This is a genomic window from Amycolatopsis sp. NBC_00438, from assembly GCF_036026695.1.
GTDB lineage: Bacteria > Actinomycetota > Actinomycetes > Mycobacteriales > Pseudonocardiaceae > Amycolatopsis.
This window is the reverse complement of the sequence record NZ_CP107923.1, coordinates 9882493-9907663: the sequence shown is the minus strand read 5'-3', so window position 1 is coordinate 9907663 and position 25171 is coordinate 9882493. Positions and strand designations below refer to the sequence as shown.

Sequence of the window (25171 nt, the reverse complement as noted above, 5' to 3'; positions counted from 1 at the left end):
CGGAATGGCTGCGTGTAAGAGGTTCCTACGCAGCCAGGCTGCGGAAACCGGGTGCTCGTGGCCTGCTGCGTCCGGGTGCGCCGGGATCGCGGAGCCGGATGGACTCGGCCCGGCGGGCGCGACGGCGAGCGGCGGCGACCCGGCTGCGGGCCGGCACTGACCAGAGCGCGAGTTCGCTGCGCTGCGTGCTGCCGACCAGCAGGACGACCAGGAGGCTCGCGGCGGCGAGGGAGGCGAAGGCGACCAGCGCGGTGGGGCTGATCAGCACGGGGAACGCCAGCTCGAGCAACGTGGTCACGACAGCCGTCCCCCTTCCTTCCGCTCCCAGCGTAGCCGAAGCGCTAACAGCCCGATGGGCTGTAACCTGGTTCGATGAGAGGCCCTTTCCTCGCGGTGCCGATCCTGGCGCTGCTTCTGCTGTTCACCGTCCCCTGGTGGACGCTCGTTCTCGCGCCGGAGTGGGGTACCGCGGGCTTCATCGCCGGCACCGCGCTCTTCGCGCTGGGCCTGGTGACGATGCCGGTCGCGATGGTCTTCGGCCACGGTAAGCGCCAGCGTGACGGCGGTGCCCGCCTCGGCGACACGCTGCTCGCGGTCAGCTGGGTGCTGTTCACGTGGTCCGTGCTGAGCCTGGTGCTGCGCGTCGCGCTGCTCGGCGTCGACGACCCGGCGCGGTCGCGGATCGTCGCGGGCGCCGCCGCGCTCGTGGCCATCTCGTTGCTGGTGTACGGCAACCGCGTCGCGATGCGCGTGCCGCCGGTGAAGGCGACCGACGTCGTCATCCCGCGGCTCGGCCCGGCGCTCGACGGCCTGCGCGTCGCGGTCCTGACCGACACCCACTTCGGACCGATCGACCGGACGAAGTGGTCGGAGAAGGTCGTCGCGGCGGTGAACGCGCTGGACGCGGACGTCGTCTGCCACGCGGGTGACCTCGCGGACGGCTCGGTGGCGCGGCGCCGCAAGCAGGTCGACCCGCTCGGCGGCGTCCAGGCCAAGCTCGGGCGGTTCTACATCACCGGCAACCACGAGTACTTCGGCGAGGCGCAGGGCTGGCTCGACCACATGGCCGGGCTCGGCTGGGACCCGCTGCACAACCGCTCGACGCTGCTGGAGCGCGGCGGCGACCGGATCGTGTTCGCCGGCATCGACGACCCGACGGGCGCGTCGTCCGGCCTGCCGGGCCACGGCCCCGACCTGCCCGCGGCGCTCGACGGCGTGCCGTCCGAAGTGCCGGTCGTGCTGCTCGCGCACCAGCCGAAGCAGGTCGTGCAGGCTCAGGAAGCGGGCATCGACCTGCAGATCTCCGGGCACACGCACGGTGGCCAGATCTGGCCGTTCCACTTCCTGGTGCGGCTCGATCAGCCGATGCTGTCCGGCCTCAAGCGGTTCGGCCCGACCCAGCTCTACAACAGCCGGGGCACCGGGTTCTGGGGACCGCCGTTCCGGGTCTTCGCGCCCAGCGAGATCACGCTCCTCACGCTGCGCCGCGCCTGAGTCAGGCCGCCCCGATCCCCCGGGGCGGCCTCTCTCCGGCATTACCGACAAGTTTTTTTGTCTTGACAGTTTTTGTACTCGGATGTCAGGCTGTCCGGCATGACCACCACCCTGAGCCCCGCCCGCACCGCCACGACGTCGGACGGCCGGACCCGCGCCCTGCTCGCCTGTGGCGTCCTCGCCGGGCCCGTCTTTGTCCTGACCGGGCTGGTCCAGGGCCTGACGCGGGCCGGCTTCGACCTCACGCGGCACCCGGCCAGCCTGCTGTCGGACGGCTCACTCGGCTTCATCCAGATCACGAACTTCCTGGTCACCGGCTTGCTGACGCTCGCGGCGGCAGCCGGGATCAGCCGGACGCTGCCCGGCCGGTGGGGCCCGAGGCTGCTCGCGGTCTACGGCGTCGGCCTGCTCTGCGCCGGCGGCTTCCGGGCCGACCCGCAGGACGGCTTCCCGCTCGGCACGCCCGCCGGGCCGCCGGCGTCGGTGAGCTGGCACGGCACGCTGCACTTCGTCTGCGGCGGCATCGGCTTCGCCGGCCTGATCGCGGCGTGCTTCGTCATCGGCTCGCACCTCACGCCGGGGCGGGCCCGGTACTCGCGGATCACCGGCGTGCTTTTCTTCCTCGGCTTCGCGGGCGTAGCGTCCGGTTCGACGAGCCCGGTCGTGACGCTCGGCTTCTGGGCGGCGGTCACTGTCGCCTGGACCTGGCTCGCGACGACGTCAGCCCACCTGATGCGGCGCTGAAACCCCTTACCGGACAAGGAGAAGACCCATGAGCACGACGGTTTCCGCCGACGGCACCGAGATCGCCTACACCCGCGCCGGGTCCGGCCCCGCGCTCGTCCTGGTGGACGGCGCGATGTGCTACCGCGGCTCGTCGCCCAACGACGACCTGGCGAAGGAACTGGCCGCGCACTTCACCGTCTACACCTACGACCGCCGCGGCCGCGGTGAGAGCACCGACACCGCGCCGTACGCGATCGAGCGTGAGGTCGAGGACCTCGAAGCGCTGGTCGAGCAGGCGGGCGGCACGGCGTTGCTGTTCGGCATCTCGTCGGGCGCGGCGCTGGCGCTGGAAGCGGTGGACCGCGGCCTGCCGGTGACCAAACTGGCGCTGTACGAACCGCCGTTCATCGTCGACGACACCCGCAAGCCGGTCCCGGCCGACTACGCGACCCGCCTGGACGCGGCCGTGGCGGCGGGCAAGCGCGGCAAGGCGGTCAAGATCTTCATGACCGAGGGCGTCGGCCTGAGCCCCGCGGTCGTCGCGACGATGCGGGTCATGCCGTTCTGGTCGAAGCTCAAGCGAGTGGCCCACACGATCCCGTACGACACGGCGGTGGTGGGCGACCGCCAGTCGGGCGCGCCGCTGCCGTCCCCGGCGTGGCCGGAGGTGAAGATCCCGGCTGTCGCCATCGACGGCGGCAAGAGCCCGGAGTGGATGCGCAACGGCGTGGCGACGCTGGCGAAGGCCCTGCCCTCGGCGCAGTACCGGACGCTGCCGGACCAGACGCACATCGTGCAGGCCGCCGCGCTGGCCCCGGTGCTGACGGACTTCTTCCGGAGCTAGGAGAGCACCCGCGCCCAGACGGGAAATGGCGGCGGCTCCGGCTCGTCCACCCCGTCCGGCGCGTCCTCCAGCTCACTCCGGAGAACGGCGCCCGGCTGCGGGTCGGCGAGGAACGCGTCGACGATCGGCGTCAGGTCGCCGGCCAGCCGGTATGAGCCGCCGAAGGGCAACGCCTCCGGGGCACGCGAGGAGACCGAGCACCGGAGCGCCCCGACCTGCTCGTTGTGCCGGACGTAGAGGGTCACGGTCAGGCGGCCGGCGAGCACCTCGGTGAACGCTTCGAACGCGGCAACGACCCTCCCCGGTGGGCACTGCCACCGGGCCGGTGCTTAGCAACCAGGTGTTGTGCCGCGCTTCCGCGATGGGATCCGCGGGCTCCACCAGGAACTCCTCGGCGCCCAGCTCGGCGATCCAGGTCAGCAGCAGCACGCCGGAAGTCTGCCATCGCCGCGATTACCGGTGGACGGGCCCGGGAACATGGTCACCATGAGCCCGTCCATCCGGATCGTCGAAGCGGACATCACCACCCTCGACGTCGACGTCGTCGTCAACGCCGCCAACTCCTCGCTCCTGGGCGGGGGCGGCGTCGACGGGGCCATCCACCGCAAGGGCGGGCCCGCGATCCTCGCCGCGTGCCGCGAACTGCGGGCCGGGCACTACGGGCGGGGGCTCAAGACCGGGCAGGCCGTCGCCACCACCGCTGGGAACCTGCCCGCGAAGTGGGTCGTGCACACCGTCGGGCCCGTGTGGTCGGCCACCGAAGACCGGTCCGCGCTGCTCGCCGACTGCCACCGGAACTCGCTGAAGGTCGCCGACGAACTCGAGGCCAAAACCGTCGCTTTCCCGGCCATCTCGACCGGGATCTACCGCTGGCCGATGGCGTCCGCCGCCGAGATCGCGCTCGCCACCGTCCGCGCCGCGGAGACCGATGTCGAGGAGATCGTCTTCGCGCTCCGCGGCGAAGAGGCCATGGACGCCTTTCGCGCGCGTCACAACTCCCTTGCCTGAGCGAGCACCGACCGGGCAGGGTGCGGACGTGCCCACCCGCGCGCTGGTCTTCGACTTCGACGGCACCCTCGCCGACACCGAGTCCGCCGTCCTCGCCTCCTGGCAGGAGACCTTCCGCGACCACGGCGTCGAGCTGCCGCTGGCCGCCTGGTACGCCGTGATCGGCACCCAGCACACCACGAACGCGATGTTCGCCCTGCTCGCCGAGCGGGTCCCCGGTATCGACGTCGAGGCGTTGCGCCCGGTCACGAAGGCCCGCGTCCTCAAGCTCCTCGAGACCCTCGGGCCGCGCGACGGCGTCCTCGGCTACCTCGACTCCGCGCGGGAGCATGGCCTGAGGCTGGCCGTCGCGTCCAGTTCGTCCGGCGGCTGGGTGCTCCCGCACCTCGAACGGCTCGGCATCGCGGGCTACTTCGACGCCGTCTGCACCGGTGACCGGCACGCCGCCAAGCCACGGCCCGACCTCTACCTCGCCGCCCTCGACGCGCTGGGCGCCGACGCCGGCGAGGCCATCGCCTTCGAGGACACCCCGCACGGCGTGACCTCGGCCAAGGCCGCCGGGCTGACCTGCGTCGCGGTGCCGAACGCGATCACCGAGAGCCTCGACTTCGGCGCGGCGGACGTCGTCCTGCCGTCCTTCACCGCCGAGCCGCTGGAAGCGCTGCTCAGCCGTCGAGCAACGCCGTCAGCCGGTCCAGGAACGGCAGCTGGCCCTTGAGCAGCTTCTCCCGGGCGACGTCGAGGGTGAACCACTCGACGCGGTCCAGCTCGGGGAACTCCTGCTGCTTGCCCGAGCGCGGCGGCCACTCCATGGTGAACGTGCCGGGCACGACGGCCGCCGGGTCGAGGTCGGCCTCGACCGCCCACGCCGTGACGACCTTGCCGCCCGACTGCTTGATCTCCCCGAGCGGCGCGTAGTCACCGGAGGGCGCGGGCAGGCCCAGCTCCTCCTGGAACTCGCGGCGCGCCGCCTCCTCCGGGGGCTCGTCCTCGTCCAGCTCGCCCTTCGGCAGCGACCACGAGGCCGCGTCCTTCTTCGCCCAGAACGGCCCGCCCATGTGCCCGAGCAGCACTTCGACGTCGTCGCCCCGCCCGCGGTGGAGCAGGAGCCCGGCACTGCGTTTGCCCGCCATCGGCCCAGTCTGCCGAAACCCGCCGAAGATTTTTCCGCGGGGTTGTCGATCCGGCCGCGGCCGGATCGACGCGTTGACAGAAGGCGAGAACGGACCGAAAGGAACCCACCATGACCACCACCATCACCCCCGCCGCCCGGACCACCGAGAACACCGAGGTCAAGCGCACGAGCGCGGCCGCCGGCGCCGTCATCTCGGCCAGCCGGATCGTGATCTCGTTCCTGTTCGGCTTCCACGGCCTCCAGGGATTCGGGTTCTTCGGCGGGATAGACGGCCAGGGCGGCGGCGTCCCGTTCGGCTCGTTCCCCGGCTGGTGGGGCAGCGTCCTCGAGCTGGCCGGCGCCGCGCTGCTGCTGGTCGGCCTCGCGAGCCGCGCCGCGGCGCTGGTGCTGTCCGGCGTGATGGCCTACGCCTACTTCACCGTGCACGCGCCGATGGGCCTGCTGCCCCTGCAGAACATGGGCGAGCCGGCCGCCGTCTACTCCTGGGTTTTCCTGCTCTTCGCCGTCGTCGGCCCGGGCACCTTCGCGCTCGACACGCTCCTCAAGCGCCGCCGCTGACCCGCACCGCAAGTCCGTGAAGGCCACCTTGAGGGACATAGAGTCCCTCAAGGTGGCCTTCACGGACTTCGGAGGTAGGGGTTAGAAGCCGCCCTGGGCGGCCGCCAGGTCGGACCGCGCCATCACGTGTTCCATCAGGCTGGTCAGCACCTGCTTCGTCGACTCCCGCTCGCGCGCGTCGCACAGCAGCAGCGGGACGTCCATGCCGATGTCGAGCGCCTGCCGGACCTCTTCGGTGCCGTAGCGGTAACCGCCGTCGAAGCAGTTCACGCCGACGACGAACGGCAGGTTGCGACGCTCGAAGAAGTCGACCGCGGCGAAGCAGCTGTCCAACCGGCGGGTGTCGGCCAGCACGACGGCGCCGAGCGCGCCCTCCGCCAGCTCGTCCCACATGAACCAGAACCGGTCCTGCCCGGGCGTGCCGAACAGGTACAGGATCAGGTCGGGGTTGATCGTGATGCGGCCGAAGTCGAGCGCGACCGTCGTGGTGGTCTTCTGCTCGATGCCCGATAGGTCGTCGACGCCCTCGGACGCGGTGGTGATGACTTCCTCGGTGCGCAGCGGCGGCACTTCGCTCACCGAACCGACCATCGTGGTCTTGCCGACCCCGAAGCCGCCGGCGATCAGCACCTTGACCGCCGTCGCGGTCAGGTTCCGCCGGGGTTCAGAGTTTCCGGATGCCATCAAGAACCGCCTGGAGTACGTGTTTGTTGGGAGTTTCGTTCACCGGCGCCGCGGTACGGAACAGCACCAGGTTCTGCTCGATGAGATCGCTCAACATCACCTTCACCACGGGCAACGGCAAGTCGACCCGTGCGGCCACCTCGGCCACCGAGACCGGTCGCTGGCACAGCGCCACGATGCGGGCGTACTCCGGTTCGAGCATGCCCGCTTCGTGCGCCGTGCGCAGCGCGACGACCAGCGTGATCAGGTCCAGCCCGAGCGTGTCGGAGCGCGTGCGCCCACCTGTGACGGCGTAGGACCGGACCAGGGGGCCGGCCTCGTCGTCGAACCAGGCTTCGTGCTTGGCGCTCACGGCGACGTGGGCAGGACGCCGGCGCCGGTCCGGGGCGCCGAGGTGAGTACCTGGCCGACCCGCTTCACCATCAGGTTCATCTCGTAGGCCACGAGGCCCATGTCCGCGTCCTCGCGGGCGAGCAGGGCCAGGCAGGCACCCCGTCCGGCCGCCGTCACGAACAGGAACGCGTGGTCCATCTCGACCATCGTCTGGCGGACGTTGCCGCCGCCGAAGTGCCGTCCGGTGCCGCGCGCGAGGCTCTGGAACGCCGAAGCCACCGCCGAGAGGTGTTCGGCGTCTTCTTCGGAGAGGTTCCCGGACCGCCCGATGAGCAGGCCGTCCGAGGACAGGACCACCGCGCGGTCCGCGCCGGCGACCCGCTTGACGAGGTCGTCCAGCAGCCAGTCGAGCTCACTGACGCCTGAGTTGGCCATTACTCGCGCTCTCCGTACGTGTCGTCGTTCCCGGCTGGTTCCTCGTCACGGCCCCGGCGGGTGCCCTGCTGGAAGGCGGACAACCGGCTGCGGGCCGCTTCCGGGGAGTCCAGCCGGACCTCTTCCCGTTCCTGTGCCGGCCTATCTTCCCGCAACTGGGGAACGAGGCTCTGCTGACGTCGCCGTTGCGGCAGCGGCGGGCGGCCCGGGGCCTCCGGGCGGCGCGGCTGCTGCGGCCGGGACTCCGACACCGCGGGCCGCGGCTCCTGCCGGGGCTCCTGCGGCGGCCACACCGGCTGCTGCGCGGCCGGGCGGGCCGGGCGCTGGCGGACGGGGGGCGCGGGCGGCCGGGCCGACGCCGCCGGCTGGGCCTGGGTCGGCTGGCTGGGCGGCTGGCTCACCGGCTGGATCTGGGTGGGCTGGCTGACCGGCTCGGAGACGGTCCCGACCGGCACCGGTGTCGGCTCGGACGGCGGCTGCGCCGGGGCCGGCGCGATCACCGGGGCCGGCTGCGTGGGCATCGGCGGCGGGTCCGTGCGGTGACGGGCCGGGCGGCGCGGCTGCCGCCGCAGCTGCCGGACCTCGTCGTTCGGCGGCTCGGACTCGCCCGGGTTCGGCACGAGCTCCGGCTTCGGCGGGGTGATCGGCTGCTCCGGCTCGAGCTCGGCGAGCGGGGCGAGCAGGTCGGTGCGGACCAGGACGATCGCCCGGGTGCCGCCGTAGGCCGACTCGCGCAGGTGCACCTGGATACCGTGGCGCGCGGCCAGCCGCGCGACCACGAACAGGCCCAGGCGCGGCTCGTCGGACAGGGCCATGATGCCGAAGTCCGGCGGGGCGGCCAGCAGCGTGTTGATCTCTTCGGTCTGGTCCGGTTCGAGCCCGAGACCCTGGTCCTCGACCTCGATCACGACGCCCTTGCCGACCACGTTGCCGCGGACCTCGACCCGCGACTGCGGCGGCGAGAACGACGTCGCGTTGTCGATCAGCTCGGCCAGCAGGTGCACGAGGTCGCCGACGACTGGGCCGCGGATGGCGATCTGCGGCAGCGCCGCGGTCTTCACCCGGGCGAAGTCCTCGGTCTCCGCGGACGCGCCGCGGACCAGCTCGGCCAGCCCGACCGGGTTGCGCCACTGCCGGCCCGGCTGCCCGCCGCCGAGGATGATCAGGTTCTCGGCGTTGCGGCGGGCGCGGGTGGAGAGGTGGTCGAGCTGGAACAGCGTGTCCAGCTGCTCCGGGTCCTCCTGCTTGCGCTCGGCCTGGTCGAGCACCTTGAGCTGGCGGTGCACGATGACCTGGCTGCGGTGGGCGATGTTGAGGAACACCGTCTTGGTGCCCTCGCGGATCTTGGCCTCGTCGATGGCGGCCGCGATGGCGGTCTGCTGCGCCTTGTTGAACGCGTCGGCGACCTGGCCGATCTCGTCGGTGCCGTGGTCGAGGAAGTGCCCGCCCTCTTCGAGGTCGACCGGCTCACCCGCCTGGACCCGGGCGACCAGCTCCGGCAACCGGACCTCGGCCGCGTCGAGGGTGTCCTCCCGCAGCCGGTGCAGCCGGCCGATGAGCCGGTTCGACAGCCGGACGGCGACGAAGACGACGAAGACCGCGAAGAGCACCGCGATCACACCGGCGATCAGCGACTCGGTGAACGTCGAGTCGGCGTCGTCGATCGCGGCCTGGCTCGCGTTGGCGCTCTGCGCGACGAAGATGCCCGACAGCGCGTCACCGACCTGTTTGGCGGCCGCGCGCCACTGGTCCTGCGCCACCGGCAGCTTGGTCAGGTCGCCGCGCAGGAACGCCGTCTCGACCTGGTTCACGATCTGCCACGGCTGGCTCGCCAGCAGCTGGTCGTACTTGGCCTTGACCTCGGGGATCATCTTCGGCGCCGACGCGTCGAGCTGCGCGTGGTAGGCACCGACCTGGCCGACGTAGGTGCGGAAGTCGTCGTTCGTCAGCCCGCCCGCGGCCAGCCCGGCGGCCGCGAGCGCGTCACTGCGCTGCATCGCTTCGGCCGCGGTGAACATCGGGATGGCGGTCAGCCGGTCGAACGCGTTCTGCGCGCCCCGCGCGTTCTGCGCCAGCCCGGCCAGGCCGTCGGTGAACTGGTCGATGATCTTGTTGTAGAAGGTGAAGGCCTGGCTGATCTGGATCTGGCCGCTGTCGACCGCCTGGCGGGTCTGCGGCAGCTGCTGGTAGAGCCCGAAGAACGTGGTGATGTTCTTCTGGACGCTGGGCGGGGTGTCGCTGTAGCCGGCGAAGCTGTCCTTGAGGTACTCGATCGTCTTCGCGGCGTTCTGGTCGGTCTTCGGGCGGACGACCGCGAGCACCGCGCGCTGGTTGCCCTGACCCGCGAGGAGGCTCAGGGTCGCCAGGCGCTCCTGCTGCAGCGCGCCGAAGAACGGGATCGACGGGGCTTCCGAACCCCGGATCCGGTTCACGTAGTCACGGCCCGTGACGGCGTCGTAGATCAGGTAACCTGCGAGCGCCACGCCGACGAGCAGTAGCGCGACACTGGGGATGAGCGCGATCGTGAGGACGCGCTTCCGAATCGAGGATCCCCGGTTGCGTCGAAGAGAAATCTGCTTCACCTGGGTCCGTTTTCCTTCCGGCAGTACATGGTTTCGGGTCGCCCGAGGCGGTCAACACCCGGATTCCGACCAGCCGGATCAACATCACCGTGGTCTGCTTCGCCCGCGACGACGGTATGCAGCCCTTCAGGGCACGTCAAGTCCGTGGCGATAACGTGATCTTGGAAACGGTGACCCATCCACACTCGTTGCCCGCGCTTGGAAAGTCCACCACCGAAAGTCGTGACGTTCGCCGCGGGACGACTTCCGTTTCACGCCACGGGTGCGCGCCGGAACCGGTGCCGACCGGACCCGGCGCCGACCCGGGGGCCGCTACGTACGGCGGCGCCGAATCGTTCGGTGAGAAACATCACGGGTTCGGCACGGCCGGGCCTCATCACGACCTCGTTCGGGTTCGACGGCTCCCGGAAAGCGGAAATACGCACGAATCGCGATCGGCACCACGGATTCACCGGAACGCGGGCCGGAATTCCCGCCATTCCGCGAAGCGGGAGCCCGACCGGCCCGAAGCGGCAGCGGAACCGGTTCCGGAAGTCGACCCCCCGGCACTGCTCCGAATGGAATAGCGCGCCGTCGAAGAATTCGATTACCGGGCACCCGTCGCGTCGCGGCCAGGGCTGACGCTGCGCGCCATGGCGCGACGTCCGGCGGCCACCCTCGGAGACGCCCGCGGCACGCGCGGTCCCGCCCGCGCCGCCGGCATCGGCGCCTGAAGCCCTTTCACCGCAAGGGTTTCCTCAGCCGGGGAACTCGTCGGCCAGGGTGTTCCAGAACTGGAGTTCGTAGCTCTGGAACAGCCGGGCGCAGACCAGCGCCTCGTGGACGTCGAGCCGGTGCGCGTCGATCCCGGCCTGGATCGCGGCGAGCGCCTGCTGTTCGATCTCCGGGACGTCGGCGGCGAAGAAGTCGAAGAACGAGCAAGCGGCGTCGTCGAACCCGTAGTGCTCGCGCATGCCGGCCGCGACGTCCTGGCAGTACCGGCCGAAAGCGGCGAAGTTGGCGAAGATCCCGGCCGTGGTCGCCGCCTGCTCGCCGTTGAGCGCCAGCCACGCGACGACAGCCGGGTACGCCTGGCAGCCCGCGCGCGGCAGCTCCTCGCCGTGGTCTGGACCAGCCGCCGCGATTAGCGCGTCGAGCATCAGGTGCGCCTGCTGCTCTCCCGGTGCGAGACCGCCGAAGAAGGTGCGCGCGTTCGGTTCGTCGGCCCGCGCGGCCAGCGCGTGGAAGCTCCGCCAGTCACTGAGCGTGATCCGTTTTTCCTCGGCGGCGAGGGCCGCGAACACCCGCCGCGGCGCGCGGCCCGCGGTGATCAGCGGGACCAGCCGGTTGTCGTCGTCGCGCGGCGCGAGCTCGGCCTGGATCTGGTCGAGCAGCTCGCGAGCCTGACGGGTCATCGGATCCCCTGTCGTCCGCCGGACGTGGCCCGTCCATTCAAGCGAAGTTCGCGGGCCGGCGCCCGCGTGCACCGCGGCCGGTCGTGAGGAGCTGACCGGCCGAAACCGGATGAAGGAGACATTTGACCTGGCCGCGATTCTCTATCCACCAGCCTGCGGAGCCCCTAAAGTGTGGCCATCCGGACCACCAGGAGGCCAGTGTTGACCACCCCGTCCGTCGCCGAGCAGACCGAAGGTCAGACGATCCCGCGGTTGCTGCACCGCAACGCGGTCACCTACCCGGACCTGCCGGCGATCACCTCGCTCGACATCGAGGGGCAGCCGACGCTCAGCTGGCTGGAGTTCCGCACCGCGATCGCCGAGGTGTCCCGCGGCCTCGCCGGGCTCGGGCTCGCCCCGCGCGACCGGCTGCTGATCATGGCGCCCGGCTGCCCGGACCACATCGTCACCGACCTCGCCGCGACCCACCTGTCCACGATCCCGTGCACCGCCTACGCCACGCTCAGCCCGGACCAGATCCGGTTCGTCGCGCGGCACAGCGCGGCGCCGGTCGTGGTGCTCGGCGGCGAGACCGAGCTGGCCCGCTGGCGCCCGGTGCTCGACGACCTCCCGGCGCTGCGCCACATCGTCGTGATGGACGAGACCGCGATCCCGGCCGGCGACGACCGGTTCGTCTCCCTGGCTGACGTCCGCGCGCGCGGCCGGGAAGCGCTTGCCGCCGACCCCGAAGCGTTCGAGAAGTCCTGGCAGGGCATCCAGCCGGACGACCCGCTGTCGATGATCTACACCTCGGGCACCACCGGTGACCCCAAGGGTGTCGTGCTGTCGCACCGCAACGCGATCCACCAGGCGTATGCGGTGACGGAGCTGCACCACCCGCCGATGCACGCGACGAACATCGCGTACCTGCCGCTCGCGCACATCGCCGAGCGGGAGCTGTCGGTCTACCTGCCGATCGTCTGGGCCGGGCACGTGCACACGCTCGCCGACCCGTCCGGCGTCGTCGGCGCGCTCGGCAAGGTGCACCCGCAGAGCTTCTTCGGCGTCCCGCGCGTGTGGGAGAAGATGGTCGCCGGGCTGAAGAACATGCTCGGCGGCGTGCCGGAGGACCGGCGCGCGGCGTTGCTCGCGGCGAACGAGCTGCTGCAGCAGGGCTACAAGCTGCGCAGCGCCGGCCAGGAGGTCCCGCCGGAGCTGGCCGAGCGGATCAAGCAGACCGACGCGGCCGCCCTCGCCCCGGTGCGGGCGCTGCTCGGGCTGGACCAGGTGCTCGTCGCCTCCAGCGGCGCGGCCGCGCTGCCGGTCGAGATCATCTACTTCCTCGCCGGGCTCGGCATCGAGATCGCCGAGGTCTGGGGCCTGTCCGAGACGACCGGCGCGGCGACGTCGAACTCGGGTGCCGCGTTCCGCGCGGGCAGCGTCGGCAAGCCGCTCGCCGACGTCGACGTGCGTGTCGCCGACGACGGTGAGCTGCTGGTCCGCGGCCCGATCGTCTTCCTCGGCTACCTGCAGGAGGACGGCACCATCGCCGACGCGACCGACGCCGAGGGCTGGTACGCCACCGGCGACATCGGCACGATCGACGAAGACGGCTTCGTGACGATCACCGACCGCAAGAAGGAACTGATCATCACGTCGAGCGGCAAGAACATCGCCCCGACGCGGATCGAGGGGCTGCTCAAGGAGCACCCGCTGATCGGCCAGGCCGTCGCGATCGGCGACGACCGCCCGTACGTCACGGCGCTGCTCGTCCTCGACGACGAGATCGCGCCCGGCTGGGCCGCGGCGAACGGCGTCGACGCGAAGCCCGACGAGCTGGCCGACCACCCGGCGGTGCGCGCCGAGCTGGAGCGCGCGGTCGAGTCGGCCAACAGCCGGCTGGCCCGGATCGAGCAGATCAAGCGCTACCACGTGCTGCCGAAGACGTGGACGCCCGAGTCGGGCGAGCTGACCCCGACGCTGAAGCTCAAGCGCCGGATCATCAACGACCGCTACTCGGCCGACATCGAGGCCCTCTACGCCGCCGCCCGCAACCCAGCCCCCACCGCCGGCTCCTGACCCCGAAGCGTCACTTTCGCTAGGAAAGATGCGTCCGGAGGCCCCTGGGACGCATCTTTCCTAGCGAAAGCTCGGCTTTGAAACGCAAAGTGGTCAGGCGGTCCGGGGCGAGGTGTCGGTCCACTTGCGCAGCCGCGGCGGGACGCGCTTCTCCAGGCCGTAGTTCTCCAGGTGCGCGCTGAAGACCTCGTCGAAGGCCTTCTGCACGGTCTCGGTGTCCCACACCGGGCGCTCCAGGATCGGCTGCTTGAGGAACGGCTGGCCCATGACGTGCAACTGCGGGCCGTTGCAGCGGATCATCTGCCCGGTGATCCCGTCCGAGCCCTCGCCGAGCAGGAACAGCACCACCGGCGCGATCCGCGACGGCGTCCGGTCCGGCGGGCAGGCACGCAGGGAGCGTTCGGACTTCCACACCATCCGGGTGTGCGCGAGCGGGCAGACGGCGTTGACGCGGATGCCGACGTCTTCGAGGTCCAGCGCCCACGAGTAGGTCAGGGACGCGACCGCGCCCTTGCTCGCCGCGTAGACGCCGAGCTTGCGCTGCCCGAGCGAGGCGCCGGAGGAGATGTTGACGATCGAGCCGCCGGTGCCCGCGTCGACCATCGCCTTGATCGCGGCCAGGCCGGTGTTGACGACCCCCAGGACGTTCACCTGGACCAGCTCGCGGGCCTGCTCGGCGTCGTCCTCCCAGGGCAGCGCCTCGTAGTTGAGCCCGGCGTTGTTGACCAGCCCGTCGAGCCCGCCGAACTCCTTGACGCACAGGTCGATGATCTCCTGCGCCTCGCCGGCCTCGGCGACGCTGTGCCCGCTGGCCACGGCCCGGCCGCCGTGGTCCCGGATGGTCCGGGCGGTCCGCTCGGCGAGCTCGACGTCGATGTCGTTGACGACCACCGCGCCGCCCGCGCGCGCGATGTGCACCGCGAACGCCTCGCCCAGCCCCCGCCCGGCGCCGGTCACCACGACCGCCTTGCCCTGCATCAAGTCGTCCATCGTCATCTCCCCGATCTGCGGCGCCGTCGGCGCGGCGGCCCGTCCACCCCGGCCGGTCCTGGCTCCAGTCTTGGCCCGTTCGGCCCAACGGGGCATCGCCACGACGACGAGCGGCCCCCGCTCTGCGCCGAGCGAGCCCGGTTCGATCAGCCCGGAGATACCCGCGCACCGGTCACGGGCACCGTCCGCCGCCGGTCAGGCGGCGTAGCCCGATCGGCTCAAGGGTGCAGTCGCGCGCTGTTCCGCGTACGTCGGCGAGTAATCGACGGCATACTGTTAGTGCTTCCCGGGACCGCGAGTGTGACGCCCCCGGGCCGGGTCGTCACTGCCGAGGCACAATGCGAGGCGATCCATATTCACTCGATCGGGGGACGGTGGTGGCGAGGTGACGACGCGGGCGACCCCTCGGTTCCGGGCCGTCCTGGCCAACCGGGAGTTCCGCGCGCTGTGGTTCGCGGAGACGCAGTCGATGCTGGGCGACCAGCTCACCATCGTCGCGCTGGCCATCCTCGTGTTCGACCGGACCGGGTCGCCGCTGCTCTCGGCCGTCGTCTACTCCCTGACGTTCCTGCCCGCGCTCGCCGGCGGCCTGGGCCTGTCCCAGCTCGCCGACCGCTTCCCGCGGCGGGCCGTGCTGGTCGCCGGGTCGCTCGCGCAGGCCGTGCTGATCGGGCTGATGGCCGTGCCCGGGATGCCGATGGGCTGGCTGTTCGTGCTGTTCGTGCTGGCCCGGCTGGCGAACGCGCCGGGCAACGCCGCGCAGAACGCGCTCGGCCGGGAGATCTTCACCGACGACGACGTCTACCTGCAGAGCCAGGACCTGCGCGGGATCACCAACAACACGGCCATGCTGGGCGGCCTCGCCGTCGGCGGCCTGCTGGTGACGACGATCGGCACGTCGTGGGCCCTGGCGATCGACGCGGTGACGTTCCTGGTCGCCGCGGTCGCGGTACAGCTGCTGGTGCTGCGCCGCCCGGCCGCCGGCGACGGCGGCGCCCCGTGGTTCGGCGCCATCCGGCAGGTTTTCGGCGACGAACGGCTGCGGGTGCTGCTCTACCTGTCCTGGCTGGTCGGGCTGGCGGTCATCCCGGAGGGCCTCGCCGCGCCCCTCGCCGCGCAACTGGGCGCGGGTGAACAAGCCGTCGGCTGGCTGCTGGCCGCCGACCCGCTGGGCTTCGTGCTCGGCACGTTCGTGCTGTCGCGGTTCGTCTCGACGGAACGCCGCCGCAAGCTGCTGGGAGTGCTGGCCGCGCTGCCGCTGGCCGCGCTCGCGGCCTTCGCGCTGCGGCCGGGGCTCGCGACCGCGCTGGTGCTGCTGGCGCTGGCCGGGGCGACGGGTGCCTACGTCATCACGGTGTCGGCCACGTTCATCACGTGGGTCCCCAACGACATCCGTGGCAGCGCCGGTGGGCTGTACCGGACCGGGCTGCGGGTCGCCCAGGGGGTGGGGGTGGGGATCGGCGGGCTGGTCGCGCAGTGGATCAGCTCCGCGAACACGACGATCGCGCTCGCCGGCGCGGTGGGCCTGCTGCTGGCCGTCCCGGTCGCGCTCGCCTGGCGCCGGGTCGACGGGCCGCAACCACCGCCGTCATGACAGTCGGTTCAGTGGACTCCGCGGGTTCAGAGGTCACGGTTGGCCATCGGGAACCACCTCTCCGTGAAGTCAAGATCGTGAATGGGATTCGCACTCGTCACAGGTCGCGGTTGCGCACGGGAGCCACCTCTCGGGGTAATCGGGGGACGACAATTCGCCGGCTCATCAGAGATCGCGGTTGGTCAACGGTGCCACCTCCGTGTGGGGAGCCTGAAGATGCTTTTGGTCCGCGTTCCCGGCAGTTACGACGGGGACCCGGCAGTTCCGTTGCGATGGGATGATACCCGGCGGCGGAATGCGGGAACCACTCTGGCAGGTACCGATGAGATTACTCAAGACCCCAAGTAGGCTGGAAAGGAGGTGACCAATTGCATCCCGGACCAGACGACGCCGCGACCGGCGGCCGCGGCGCCCCGCGACCGGCGTCGTCGCGCCAAGAAGCGGACCAGGTGGCGACCACTACCCGTGGTCCATCCGGGACAGTCCGGAACGACCACCCGTACTCGCCGCGCAACTGGGCGCTCTGGCGCCGCCGGCCGCGGGTCGTGGCCTTCTTCCTCGCCAGCGAGGCGATCGCCGTCGCCGTCATCGCCGTTCTGCTCACCCGCTCCCCGGGCCTGATACCGCGCGACTGGATCAATTTCGGAATTCTCGCGGCCGGCGCCACCATTCACATCCAATTGACCCAGCGCCAGGAGGAAAGGCGCCGGAACCGCAAAAAGACGGTGCTGATCGACCTCACCGCGGTGTGGACCTTTTCCGCCGCGCTGATCCTGCCCGCGCCGCTCATTCTGCTGGTCATCGCCGTCATTCGGACCCAGCACTGGTTCATCGCCCGGCGCCCGGCGCACAACTTCATTTTCTCGTCGATCACGCACGGCCTCGCCGGCGTCCTCGCGCACCTCACCTACACCTCGCTCGGCCCCCACCTGCTGGGCCTCGGCTGGGGCGACTTCCTGTACGAGTTCGGCGCGATCGTCCTCACCGGCGCGATCTACGAGGCGATCCAGATCGTCTACGTCGGCGGGGCCCTCGCGCTCGGCATGTCGTCCGAGCCCACGGTTCGCAACGTCCTGGGCAGCCCGGCCGACAACATGCTCGAAGCGATCACCATCGGCCTCGGCGCGGTGACGGCGATCCTGCTCGCGGTGGTGCCGCCGATGGTCGCGGTGATGGCCGTGGTGACAGTCGTCTTCAATCGCCTCGCCGAACTCGATCAGCTCCAGAACGACGTCCGGACGGATCCGAAAACCGGCATTCTCAACATGCGCGGCTGGTCGGAGACGGCTGAGCGCGCACTGGAACGGACCGCTCGTTCGGGTGATCAGCTGGCGCTCCTGATGGTCGATCTCGACCACTTCAAGTGGATTAACGACACCTATGGACATCCAGCGGGTGACGACGTGCTCCGCACTGTTGCGCAAACCCTCGACGAAGTGACCAGACCGAGTGACTCGGTCGGCCGTTTCGGCGGCGAGGAATTCCTCATTCTGCTCCCGGACATCGACGAAGAGGCCACGCACGACGCCGCCGAGCGCATCCGCATCGCGATCGCCAAGCTGCACATCGTGACCACGGACAAGCGCGGCGACCCGGCGACGATCGCGGACCGCACGACGTCGATCGGCGTGGCCCGCTACCCGCGGCACGGCGAGACGCTGGACCGGCTCCTCCAAGCCGCCGACGCGGCGGTCTACCGGGCGAAGGAGAGCGGCCGCGACCAGGTGAGCTTCGCCCCGGACACCCCGGACGACCTGCCCGCGTCCTGACCGGTCAGGCCCCCAGCCGGACCGCCGGCCGGGCCTGCACCAGCACCTCCGCCGTCGTTCCCGGCGCCGGCGCAGCAGCTCTTCCCGGTAACCCGCGGACTCCGGCCGCGGCGCTCGCGCGTCCGGCGCGGAAGCCGCTCGGGCCTTCGCCAGCGTCGGGATCACGCGGTTTCCGCAGGGCAGCGCCGGGAGCGAGGCGGCGCAGCGCGCGCACGGTGTTCTCCACCGGCACCCGCCGATCGATCGAGCGCACTTCACGTCCTCCTGCTCACCGCGCCGCCGCCGGGCCGCGGAAAGCGAGAACGGGCGGCCGATCGGGCAACCCCCACCGCGCACCCGGGGGTTAGCCCCGTGTCGGCCCGGCGGCGGGGCTGGCACCCTTGACCCATGCCAGCCCCGACCGAGCCGCCTCGTGTCCGCCGACCCTGGTCGACGTCCGGCTGGCTGCTGCTGGTGCTGCTGGTGGTGTTCGCGTTCGGGCTGATCGCCTCGCGCCCGCCGTCGCCGCCCGACCAGGGGCCGCCCACCGGCGACGTCCTGGCCGCGCAGAACGCGATCGAGGCGCTGGTCCACCCCGGCCCGCACCCGGACGCGCTGGCGTTGCTGCCCAAGGACTTCACCGCGCTCAGCGGCGTCACGCCGGGCTCGAGGCCGGCCCGCGACGGCACCGTCCGCGCGGTGCACGTCGACGGCGGCTGCTCGACGCCGTGGGGCGACGACAACACCAAGTGGGACTACGCGGTGCCGTGCAAGGCGCACGACCTCGGGTACGACCTGCTGCGCTACGCCGACCGCAAGGGCCACCCGCTCGGCCCGGAGGTCCGCGAAGCGCTCGACAGCCGGCTGTCCTACGACATGCACCACGCCTGCGACCTCAACCCGATGAACTCGGCGAACACCTGCCGGGTCGTCGCGTCCTTCTACTCGGCCGGGCTGGTCGTCAACTCGTGGCACCAGCGCTGGGGCCCGCCGGTCGGCGACCCGATCGGCCCGATGGTCGCCGGCGTGCTCGTGATCGGCTGCCTGCTGGTGTTCCGGCTGCGCGGCTGGCACTACGCCCGCCGCACGAGGCCCACGCCGCGGCCCGCTCCCCTGCCCGCGTCGGTGAGCCGCTGGGCGCTGCTCGGCGCCGGCGGCGTCGTCCTGCTCCTGCTCGGCGAGTCCGTGACGGCGCTCGCGCACTGGGCCGGGGCACCCGAACCGGCGTTGTGGCCGCTGACCTGGCTCGCCCAGCTCACGCCGGTGATCTTCTTCGCCGGCGGGCACGCCAACGCGGCCGGCTGGCGCGCCGAGCAGGAGACGGGCGGCGGCTACCGCCACTACCTGGCCGAACGCGCCAACCCGCTGCTGCGGCCGGCGTTGATCTTCGCCGTCGTCGCGCTGCTGACGCCGCTCGCGCTCGAACTGCTCGGCATCCCCGCGGGCACCACGGCCACGGTGATGCGGATCGCGCTGCACCCGCTCTGGCTGCTCGGCGTCTACCTGCTGACGATCGTCTGCGCGCCGCCGCTGCTGACGCTGCACCGCCGGGCCCCGGTGGCCGCGGCGGGCGGCCTGCTCGCCCTGGTCGTCTGCGGCGAACTGGCCGCGAACTGGGCCGGCTCGCCCCTGCCCCGCTACGCCGCGACGTTCGCCCTCGCGCTCCTCGCCCAGCAACTCGCCTTCGCGCACGCCGACGGCGTACGGCCATCACGACGTCTTCTCGGCTTCGCGGCCTTCGCCGGTGTCGCGGCGCTCGCCGTGGTGAGCGTCGTCCGCGGCGCGCCGCCGGTCCTGCTCGGCAGCCCGGGCGCGCCGGCCGCGTTCTCCGCGCCGCCGTGGGGCGTGCTGCTGCTCGGCGTGGCCCAGCTGAGCGTGCTCGGGCTGCTGGCCGGCCCGCTGTCGCGGCTCGGCTCGCGGCCCGGCGTCACCACGGCGTGCCGGGTCGTGCTGCGCGCGCCGATGAGCCTGTACCTGGCGTTCCTCGCCGCGATGCTGCTGCTGGTGGCCGTCGTCTACCTGCCGGGGCGGATCGCCGACGGCCTGACCTGGCTGGTCCGGCCGCGCACGCTGGTCGCGGTCGGTTTGCTCGCGGTGCCCGGGGCGCTGGTGTTCTGGTGGTTCGAGCGTCACGCGCACGGCGCCGACCGCCCGCGCGCGGCGGAGCTCCCCGGCCGCCGCACGGCCGTGCTGACCAGGGCCGCGGCGGCGCTCGGCATCGGCTACGCGACGCTCGGGGTGTTCGGCTTCGCCCTGACGCGCTTCGGCGGCGTCGCGGCGGACGCGGACATCCTCGGCCTGCGGCTCGACCCGATCCAGAGCCTGGTGCACCTGCTGCTCGGGGTCTTCCTGCTGCACACGATCCGCATCGGCGCGAGCGCGGCGACGGGCACCTGGCTGGCCACGGCCCTGGCGTGCGCGCCCTCGCTGTTGTTCGCGGTCGACGGCGGCACCCCGGGCCTGCTGGGCGTGACCCTCCACGCGACGACGGCGATGTTCGCCCTGCTGGCCGCGGCGGGAACGCTGCTCCCGGCCCCCAGCCGCGTCACCCACACGGCCCCCTGAGTCCCCGCCCGATGCCCGAGCTTTCGTAGGGAAAGATGCGTCCGAGGGCCCTTCCGACGCATCTTTCCCTACGAAAGCTCGGGCTTGCGGCGCCGGGCGTTCACTCGTTCGTGGGACCCGCGGCCACCCGTCGTGGAGCGGGTTCGCCCTGCTCTTCGCGGCGGGCGGTGCGGCCTCCGGCCGACGCGGCGTCCTGACCAGGCGAAACCGGCCGAGGTGCCGGAAAATGGGTGGTGCACGCCACATCCACAGGGGGATGTGTAACGCTACGGCAACCAGGGGAAGGCACCATGCGTCCCATCCTGTAGCCCTACCGATCTGAGCAGTGAGGAGTCGCCCGCGTGGATCACCCGCCTCGGAACGGGCAAGGCGACCGCCGCCCCGCCCGGCCCTGGCAGGACGAGCCGGCCCGGCCCGGCGCGCGCCGCGGCACTCCGCCGCCTCGCCGTCCCGCACCTCGCCGTGAACCGGTGGACGCGCGTCGCACGCCCCCGGCGCAGCGGGCGCGCCGCAACTCCTTCCGGGGCGCGAAGATCGCGCTGACCGTCGTCTCGCTGCTGGTGATGGGCCTGACCGGCTACGCCTGGGCCGCCATGCAGGGCCTGGTCAACGGCCTGAACTACGCGAACGTGATCAGCGACGACGCCGGTGGCGACAAGCCCGCCGACGGCGCCCGCGACATCCTGCTGGTCGGCCTGGACAGCCGCACCGACGCCCAGGGCAACCCGCTCTCGCGCGAGGTGCTCGACCAGCTGCGCGCCGGCGACTCCGACGGCGAGCTGAACACCGACTCGCTGATCTTCGTGCACATCCCGAACGACGGCAGCAAGGCCGTGGCGATTTCCCTGCCGCGCGACACCTACGTCGACATCCCGGGCGGCTACGGCAAGCACAAGATCAACTCGGCGTACGCCCGCGCGATGCTGGCGGCCCGCAAGGACCTGCAGAAGCAGGGCGTCACCGACCCCAAGCAGCTCGACGTCCAGGCGAACCAGGCCGGGGCGAAGGAGCTGATCCAGACCGTCGAGAAGCTCACCGGGTCGACCATCGACAACTACGCCGCGGTCAACCTGCTCGGCTTCAGCGACATCACCACGGCCATCGGCGGCGTCGACGTCTGCCTGAACAACAACGTCAAGGACCAGTACTCCGGCGCGAACTTCACCAAGGGCCAGCACACGATCTCCGGCGTCGAGGCGCTCGAGTTCGTCCGCCAGCGCCACGGCCTGCCGAACGGCGACCTCGACCGGGTCGTCCGGCAGCAGGTGTTCATGGCCGGTATGGCCCGCAAGGTGCTCTCGGCCGGCACGCTGACCAACCCGGGCAAGCTCAGCGACCTGATCGACGCGATCAAGAAGTCGGTCGTGCTCAACCAGAACTGGGACATCTTCGGGTTCGCCCAGCAGATGAAGGGCCTCACCGGCGGCCAGCTCGAGTTCCGCACCATCCCGGTGAAGAACATCGAGTACCGGACCCCGGAGGACGGCGTCGCGATCCAGGTCGACCCGACCGAGGTGAAGGACTTCGTCCAGGGCCTCGCCGGGCCGCAGCCGGGCGCGACGACGCCCGCGCCGCAGCCCGACAGCGCGAACAAGGCGACCACGGTCGACGTCCGCAACGCCTCCGGCAAGACCGGCCTGGCCGCGACCGTCGCCAAAGCCCTCGAAACCAAGGGCTTCACCTCGGGGGACACGGCGAACTCGACCTCGCGCAAGACCACGGTGATCTGGGTGCCGAAGGGCGGCACGGCCGCCGGCCAGGCCGTCGCGGACGCGCTGGGCGGCTCGCCGACGGTCCAGGAGGACAAGAGCGTCAAGGCCGGGCACGTGATGGTGTTCCTCGGCGCCGACTACAAGGCCCCGAGCACCGACTCGAACGCCGGGGCCGGCACCGGGGGCGCGACGTCCCAGGCACCCGCGCCGCCGCCGGCCGACGCGGAGAAGCCGATCACCGCCGAGGGCGTTCCCTGCGTCAACTGAGTCACGGCGCCTGCAAGTTGCACCTCGACGTCATCTGCCGTTAACCCGTTAGGCCTAACTCGCGCAATCGGTATCAAAGACATGCCGGAATCCGCGTAATGCGCGGCCACCTGCGCACTTACATACACGTGAGGGTGCACCTGCACGGGAACTGTCACCTCCGTGAAGGTGCCGCGGGAGGAACACGGCAGGGGACATTGATGTGCTGATCGACGCCGAGGACTACCAGCGGATTCTCGGAGACGAGCTCCGCAAGCTCAGGCGCAGCCGAGGCTGGACGCGCAAGGAGCTCAACCAGCACCTGCAGAGCGAGATTTCGCTGCAGACGCTGGCCACCTACGAACTGGGCACCAGACAGTGTTCCGTGGTGCGGCTGGTCGAGCTGTGCGTCGCGATGGACGAGCTGCCCCAGGACCTGCTGGCCAAGGTGCACCGCCGGGTGTTCGTCGACGAGCCCGGCCGGGTCCGCGTCGACCTGCGCAAGGTCGTCGCCGACGCGCCGCCCGAGCTGCTCCCCCTGCGCCGCTGGGCCGAGGACCGCCTCCGCACGGCCGGCGAGCACGGCCCCGGCGAGGTGGCCCTCGACCTGCCCGCCCTGGAGCGCATGGCGGAGCTGTGCGAACTGCCCACTGTGGACCTGATCGCGAGCCTCCGCCGCTACGTCTCCCGCTGATCCCCGAAAGCCGTGAGGGGCACCCTCAGGGACTTCGGGTCCCTGAGGGTGCCCCTCACGGCGGATCAGGATCAGCCGACGCGGTAGTCCTCGCGCCGCACCTTCCGCGTGTCGAGCCAGTAGCGCCAGGTGAAGCCGGGCCAGATCGTCCGGTTGACGCCCTTCGCGTCGAGGTACCAGCTCCGGCAACCACCACGGGTCCAGATGCCCTTCGCGAGCTTGCGCTGGATCCGCGTGTTGAACCGCTCCTGCACCTCGGCCTTGGGCTCGATCGCCCGGCCGCCGGCCAGCCGCAGCGCCTGGGCGACGTAGGAGATCTGGGCCTCGATCATGAACACCACCGAGTTGTGGCCGAGGCCGGTGTTCGGGCCGAGCAGGAAGAACAGGTTCGGGAAGCCGGCGACGGTGATCCCGAGGTGCGTCCGCATCCCCTCGGTCGCCCACTCCTTGCCGAGGTTGCGGCCCTCGCGCCCGACGATCTCCAGGTCGTCGAAGGCGTCGGAGACGTGGAACCCGGTGCCGTAGACGATCGCGTCGACCTCGTGCTCGACCCCGGCCGCGTCGACGACGCTGTGCTCGCGGACCTCCTGGACGCCGTCGGTCACGACGTCGACGTTGTCCCGCGCGAGCGCCGGGTAGTAGTCGTTGGAGATGAGCACGCGCTTGCAGCCCATGGTGTAGTCCGGGGTGACCTTGCGCCGCAACGCCGGGTCCTGGATCGCGCGGTCGATGTTGCGCTGGGCCAGGCGCTGGCCGAGCTTCATCACCCAGGTCTGGCCGTTGAAGCCGATCGCGCGCGCCTCGAGCGTCCAGTACAGGAAGTTGCGGTAGGCGCGCTGGGCGAACGGGAGCGCGCGGAACAGCGCTCGCGCGCGGCCGGACATCTCGTGGTCGGCCTTCGGCATGATCCACGGCGGCGTGCGCTGGAAGAGTGTCAGCTTCCCGACCTCCGGCGCGATCTTCGGCACGAACTGGACGGCGCTGGCGCCGGTGCCGATCACGGCGACCCGCTTGCCGGCCAGGTCGGCGTCGTGACGCCACCGCGCGGAGTGGAACGCCGGGCCCGCGAAGTTCTCGATGCCCGGCAGCTCCGGGATCTGCGGCAGGTGCAGCGCCCCGACGCCGGCGACCAGCGCCTGGCCCACGAACTCGTCGCCGCCCCTCGTGGCGACGTGCCAGCGGTTCTCCTCGCCGTCCCAGCGGGCGCCGGTCATCTCCTGGCCGAAGCGGACGAAGCGGCGCAGGTCGTGCTTGTCGGCGACCTCGCGCATGTAGCGCCAGATCTCCGGCTGCGGCGAATACGCGCGTGACCAGCCCGGGTTCTGCTCGAAGGAGAACGAGTACATGTGCGACGGGATGTCGCAGGCGCAGCCCGGGTAGCTGTTGTCGCGCCAGGTGCCGCCGACGTCGTGCGCCTTCTCGAGGATGACGAAGTCGTCGCGCCCCTCCTTGCGCAGCTGGATCGCCATGCCGAGACCGGAGAACCCGGTCCCGACGATGACGACCCCGGTCTCCGTGCGGTTGCCCATGGCCTGCCTCCCGGCTTCCTGTTACCCGTCGTCCAGCTTACTCAGAGTAGGTTACTACCGGTAGAGTGTTGCCCGTGACCACCGCCAAGCGCAAGCGCATGCCCCGGGCCGAGCGGATGCGCCAGATGATCGACGTCGCCGAGGAGGTCTTTTCGGCGCGCGGCTACGCGGCGGCGTCCATGGACGAGATCGCCGAACTGGTGGGCGTCTCGAAGCCGATGCTGTACGAGTACTTCAACTCGAAGGAAGGCCTGCTCCTGGCCTGCATCCAGGAGTCGCGGGCGGTCCTGCGGGAGGTCACCGAGCAGGCGACGGTCGGCGCGACCAGCGCCGAGGACGCCCTGCGGCGCGGCCTGCTGGCGTTCTTCGTGTTCATCCGCGAGCGGCGGCAGGCCTGGTCACTGCTGCGGCACGAGATGGCGCTGATCGGCACACCCGCCGCCGAAGAGGTCGAGGAGACCCGCCGGCAGCAGACCGACCTCATCGCCGCACTGATGAGCGGTTATTTCACCGGAGATGACGACCTGCGCGCCGAGGCGGCCGCGGAATTCGTCGTCGGAGCCTGCGAACGGCTCGCTATCTGGTGTGAGCGACACGAAGAAGTGACCCCCGAAATGGCCACCGAGTACGCGATGGACGTCCTCTGGGCTGGACTTCGGGGCCGTGCACGGTAATCTGCTCGTGCATTAGGCCATTTGGTCGTTACTCAGCGCACTTTGCGCTCCGTGTCTTGTGACACAGAGTTGCTCTACGGTATCGATGACACGGTACAAAAGTGTGCTGGGCTTCGCGCGGTCGTGAACAGGGTGGCGGGAACCACGTCATAAGGGCGTGGCGACCGG

General features: G+C 71.2%; 24 protein-coding genes. 13 read left to right on the top strand and 11 right to left on the bottom strand.

Annotated elements, in window-relative coordinates; translation table 11 throughout:
* Window positions 1-25: 25 nt before the first annotated feature.
* Window positions 26-298, bottom strand: coding sequence for a DUF6412 domain-containing protein (locus OG494_RS45860; RefSeq protein ID WP_328449718.1), 273 nt, complete (start codon window positions 296-298; stop codon window positions 26-28).
* Between the two features lie 74 nt (window positions 299-372).
* Between OG494_RS45860 and OG494_RS45855 the strand changes: the two genes are divergently transcribed.
* From OG494_RS45855 to OG494_RS45845, 3 genes are all read left to right on the top strand, one after another.
* Window positions 373-1494 carry a metallophosphoesterase gene (locus OG494_RS45855; RefSeq protein WP_328449716.1) on the top strand — a complete coding sequence of 374 codons (1122 nt, stop codon included), beginning with the start codon at window positions 373-375 and terminating at the stop codon, window positions 1492-1494.
* Between the two features lie 99 nt (window positions 1495-1593).
* Window positions 1594-2238, top strand: coding sequence for a DUF998 domain-containing protein (locus OG494_RS45850; RefSeq protein WP_328449715.1), 645 nt, complete (start codon window positions 1594-1596; stop codon window positions 2236-2238).
* A 28-nt stretch (window positions 2239-2266) separates the two neighbouring features.
* Complete coding sequence (locus OG494_RS45845) at window positions 2267-3064, top strand: alpha/beta fold hydrolase (protein ID WP_328449713.1); 798 nt, start codon at window positions 2267-2269, stop codon at window positions 3062-3064.
* Here the strand turns inward: OG494_RS45845 and OG494_RS45840 are convergent.
* Window positions 3061-3330, bottom strand: coding sequence for a hypothetical protein (locus tag OG494_RS45840; RefSeq protein WP_328449711.1), 270 nt, complete (start codon window positions 3328-3330; stop codon window positions 3061-3063). The genes OG494_RS45845 and OG494_RS45840 overlap by 4 nt on opposite strands.
* Window positions 3331-3550: 220 nt before the next feature.
* Between OG494_RS45840 and OG494_RS45835 the strand changes: the two genes are divergently transcribed.
* Complete coding sequence (locus OG494_RS45835; RefSeq protein WP_442874356.1) at window positions 3551-4072, top strand: O-acetyl-ADP-ribose deacetylase; 522 nt, start codon at window positions 3551-3553, stop codon at window positions 4070-4072.
* 28 nt (window positions 4073-4100) lie between these two features.
* Window positions 4101-4790: an HAD-IA family hydrolase gene (locus OG494_RS45830; protein WP_328449709.1), complete on the top strand. Its 690-nt coding sequence runs from the start codon at window positions 4101-4103 to the stop codon at window positions 4788-4790.
* Here OG494_RS45830 and OG494_RS45825 read toward each other — a convergent pair.
* A complete protein-coding gene (locus tag OG494_RS45825) occupies window positions 4738-5205 on the bottom strand; it encodes an NUDIX domain-containing protein (RefSeq protein WP_328449707.1) in 468 nt (155 codons plus the stop codon). The two genes, OG494_RS45830 and OG494_RS45825, sit on opposite strands and share 53 nt — an antisense overlap.
* Window positions 5206-5315: 110 nt before the next feature.
* Here OG494_RS45825 and OG494_RS45820 point away from each other — a divergent pair, with 110 nt between their 5' ends.
* Window positions 5316-5765 (top strand): DoxX family protein, encoded by a 450-nt coding sequence (locus tag OG494_RS45820; RefSeq protein WP_328449705.1) that lies wholly within the window; start codon window positions 5316-5318, stop codon window positions 5763-5765.
* A gap of 81 nt (window positions 5766-5846) precedes the next feature.
* On the opposite strand, the gene OG494_RS45815 is transcribed toward OG494_RS45820, so the two are convergent.
* From OG494_RS45815 to OG494_RS45795, 5 genes are all read right to left on the bottom strand, one after another.
* The gene (locus OG494_RS45815) at window positions 5847-6449 is read right to left on the bottom strand and encodes a GTP-binding protein (protein WP_328449703.1); all 603 of its coding nucleotides are present in this window, start codon (window positions 6447-6449) and stop codon (window positions 5847-5849) included.
* A complete protein-coding gene (locus OG494_RS45810) occupies window positions 6430-6801 on the bottom strand; it encodes a DUF742 domain-containing protein (protein ID WP_247056937.1) in 372 nt (123 codons plus the stop codon). Before OG494_RS45810 ends, OG494_RS45815 begins: the two co-directional genes overlap by 20 nt.
* Window positions 6798-7217 (bottom strand): roadblock/LC7 domain-containing protein, encoded by a 420-nt coding sequence (locus OG494_RS45805; protein ID WP_284745731.1) that lies wholly within the window; start codon window positions 7215-7217, stop codon window positions 6798-6800. Before OG494_RS45805 ends, OG494_RS45810 begins: the two co-directional genes overlap by 4 nt.
* A complete protein-coding gene (locus OG494_RS45800) occupies window positions 7217-9799 on the bottom strand; it encodes a sensor histidine kinase (protein ID WP_328449697.1) in 2583 nt (860 codons plus the stop codon). Before OG494_RS45800 ends, OG494_RS45805 begins: the two co-directional genes overlap by 1 nt.
* A 737-nt stretch (window positions 9800-10536) precedes the next feature.
* A complete protein-coding gene (locus OG494_RS45795; protein ID WP_328449695.1) occupies window positions 10537-11193 on the bottom strand; it encodes a transcriptional regulator in 657 nt (218 codons plus the stop codon).
* A gap of 198 nt (window positions 11194-11391) precedes the next feature.
* On the opposite strand from OG494_RS45795, the gene OG494_RS45790 reads away from it, so the two are divergent.
* Window positions 11392-13251, top strand: coding sequence for an AMP-dependent synthetase/ligase (locus tag OG494_RS45790; RefSeq protein ID WP_328449693.1), 1860 nt, complete (start codon window positions 11392-11394; stop codon window positions 13249-13251).
* Window positions 13252-13344: 93 nt separating this feature from the next.
* Here OG494_RS45790 and OG494_RS45785 read toward each other — a convergent pair whose 3' ends face one another.
* Window positions 13345-14241 (bottom strand): SDR family NAD(P)-dependent oxidoreductase, encoded by an 897-nt coding sequence (locus tag OG494_RS45785; RefSeq protein ID WP_328449691.1) that lies wholly within the window; start codon window positions 14239-14241, stop codon window positions 13345-13347.
* Window positions 14242-14626: 385 nt separating this feature from the next.
* On the opposite strand from OG494_RS45785, the gene OG494_RS45780 reads away from it, so the two are divergent.
* On the top strand, window positions 14627-15835 hold the full coding sequence (locus tag OG494_RS45780; protein ID WP_328449689.1) for an MFS transporter: 1209 nt from the start codon (window positions 14627-14629) through the stop codon (window positions 15833-15835).
* A 368-nt stretch (window positions 15836-16203) separates the two neighbouring features.
* Window positions 16204-17604 carry a GGDEF domain-containing protein gene (locus OG494_RS45775; protein WP_442874355.1) on the top strand — a complete coding sequence of 467 codons (1401 nt, stop codon included), beginning with the start codon at window positions 16204-16206 and terminating at the stop codon, window positions 17602-17604.
* 4 nt (window positions 17605-17608) lie between these two features.
* Here OG494_RS45775 and OG494_RS45770 read toward each other — a convergent pair whose 3' ends face one another.
* Window positions 17609-17857, bottom strand: a complete 249-nt coding sequence (locus tag OG494_RS45770) for a hypothetical protein (RefSeq protein WP_328449685.1) — start codon at window positions 17855-17857, stop codon at window positions 17609-17611.
* Window positions 17858-17991: 134 nt separating this feature from the next.
* On the opposite strand from OG494_RS45770, the gene OG494_RS45765 reads away from it, so the two are divergent.
* From OG494_RS45765 to OG494_RS45755, 3 genes are all read left to right on the top strand, one after another.
* The gene (locus OG494_RS45765; RefSeq protein WP_328449683.1) at window positions 17992-20148 is read left to right on the top strand and encodes a phospholipase A2; all 2157 of its coding nucleotides are present in this window, start codon (window positions 17992-17994) and stop codon (window positions 20146-20148) included.
* Window positions 20149-20489: 341 nt separating this feature from the next.
* The gene (locus OG494_RS45760; RefSeq protein ID WP_442874354.1) at window positions 20490-22127 is read left to right on the top strand and encodes an LCP family protein; all 1638 of its coding nucleotides are present in this window, start codon (window positions 20490-20492) and stop codon (window positions 22125-22127) included.
* Window positions 22128-22329: 202 nt separating this feature from the next.
* Window positions 22330-22800, top strand: coding sequence for a helix-turn-helix domain-containing protein (locus OG494_RS45755; protein WP_247056958.1), 471 nt, complete (start codon window positions 22330-22332; stop codon window positions 22798-22800).
* 71 nt (window positions 22801-22871) lie between these two features.
* Here OG494_RS45755 and OG494_RS45750 read toward each other — a convergent pair whose 3' ends face one another.
* The gene (locus OG494_RS45750; RefSeq protein WP_328449680.1) at window positions 22872-24329 is read right to left on the bottom strand and encodes a flavin-containing monooxygenase; all 1458 of its coding nucleotides are present in this window, start codon (window positions 24327-24329) and stop codon (window positions 22872-22874) included.
* Between the two features lie 116 nt (window positions 24330-24445).
* Here OG494_RS45750 and OG494_RS45745 point away from each other — a divergent pair, with 116 nt between their 5' ends.
* Window positions 24446-25003 carry a TetR/AcrR family transcriptional regulator gene (locus tag OG494_RS45745; protein WP_328459219.1) on the top strand — a complete coding sequence of 186 codons (558 nt, stop codon included), beginning with the start codon at window positions 24446-24448 and terminating at the stop codon, window positions 25001-25003.
* Window positions 25004-25171: the final 168 nt, after the last annotated feature.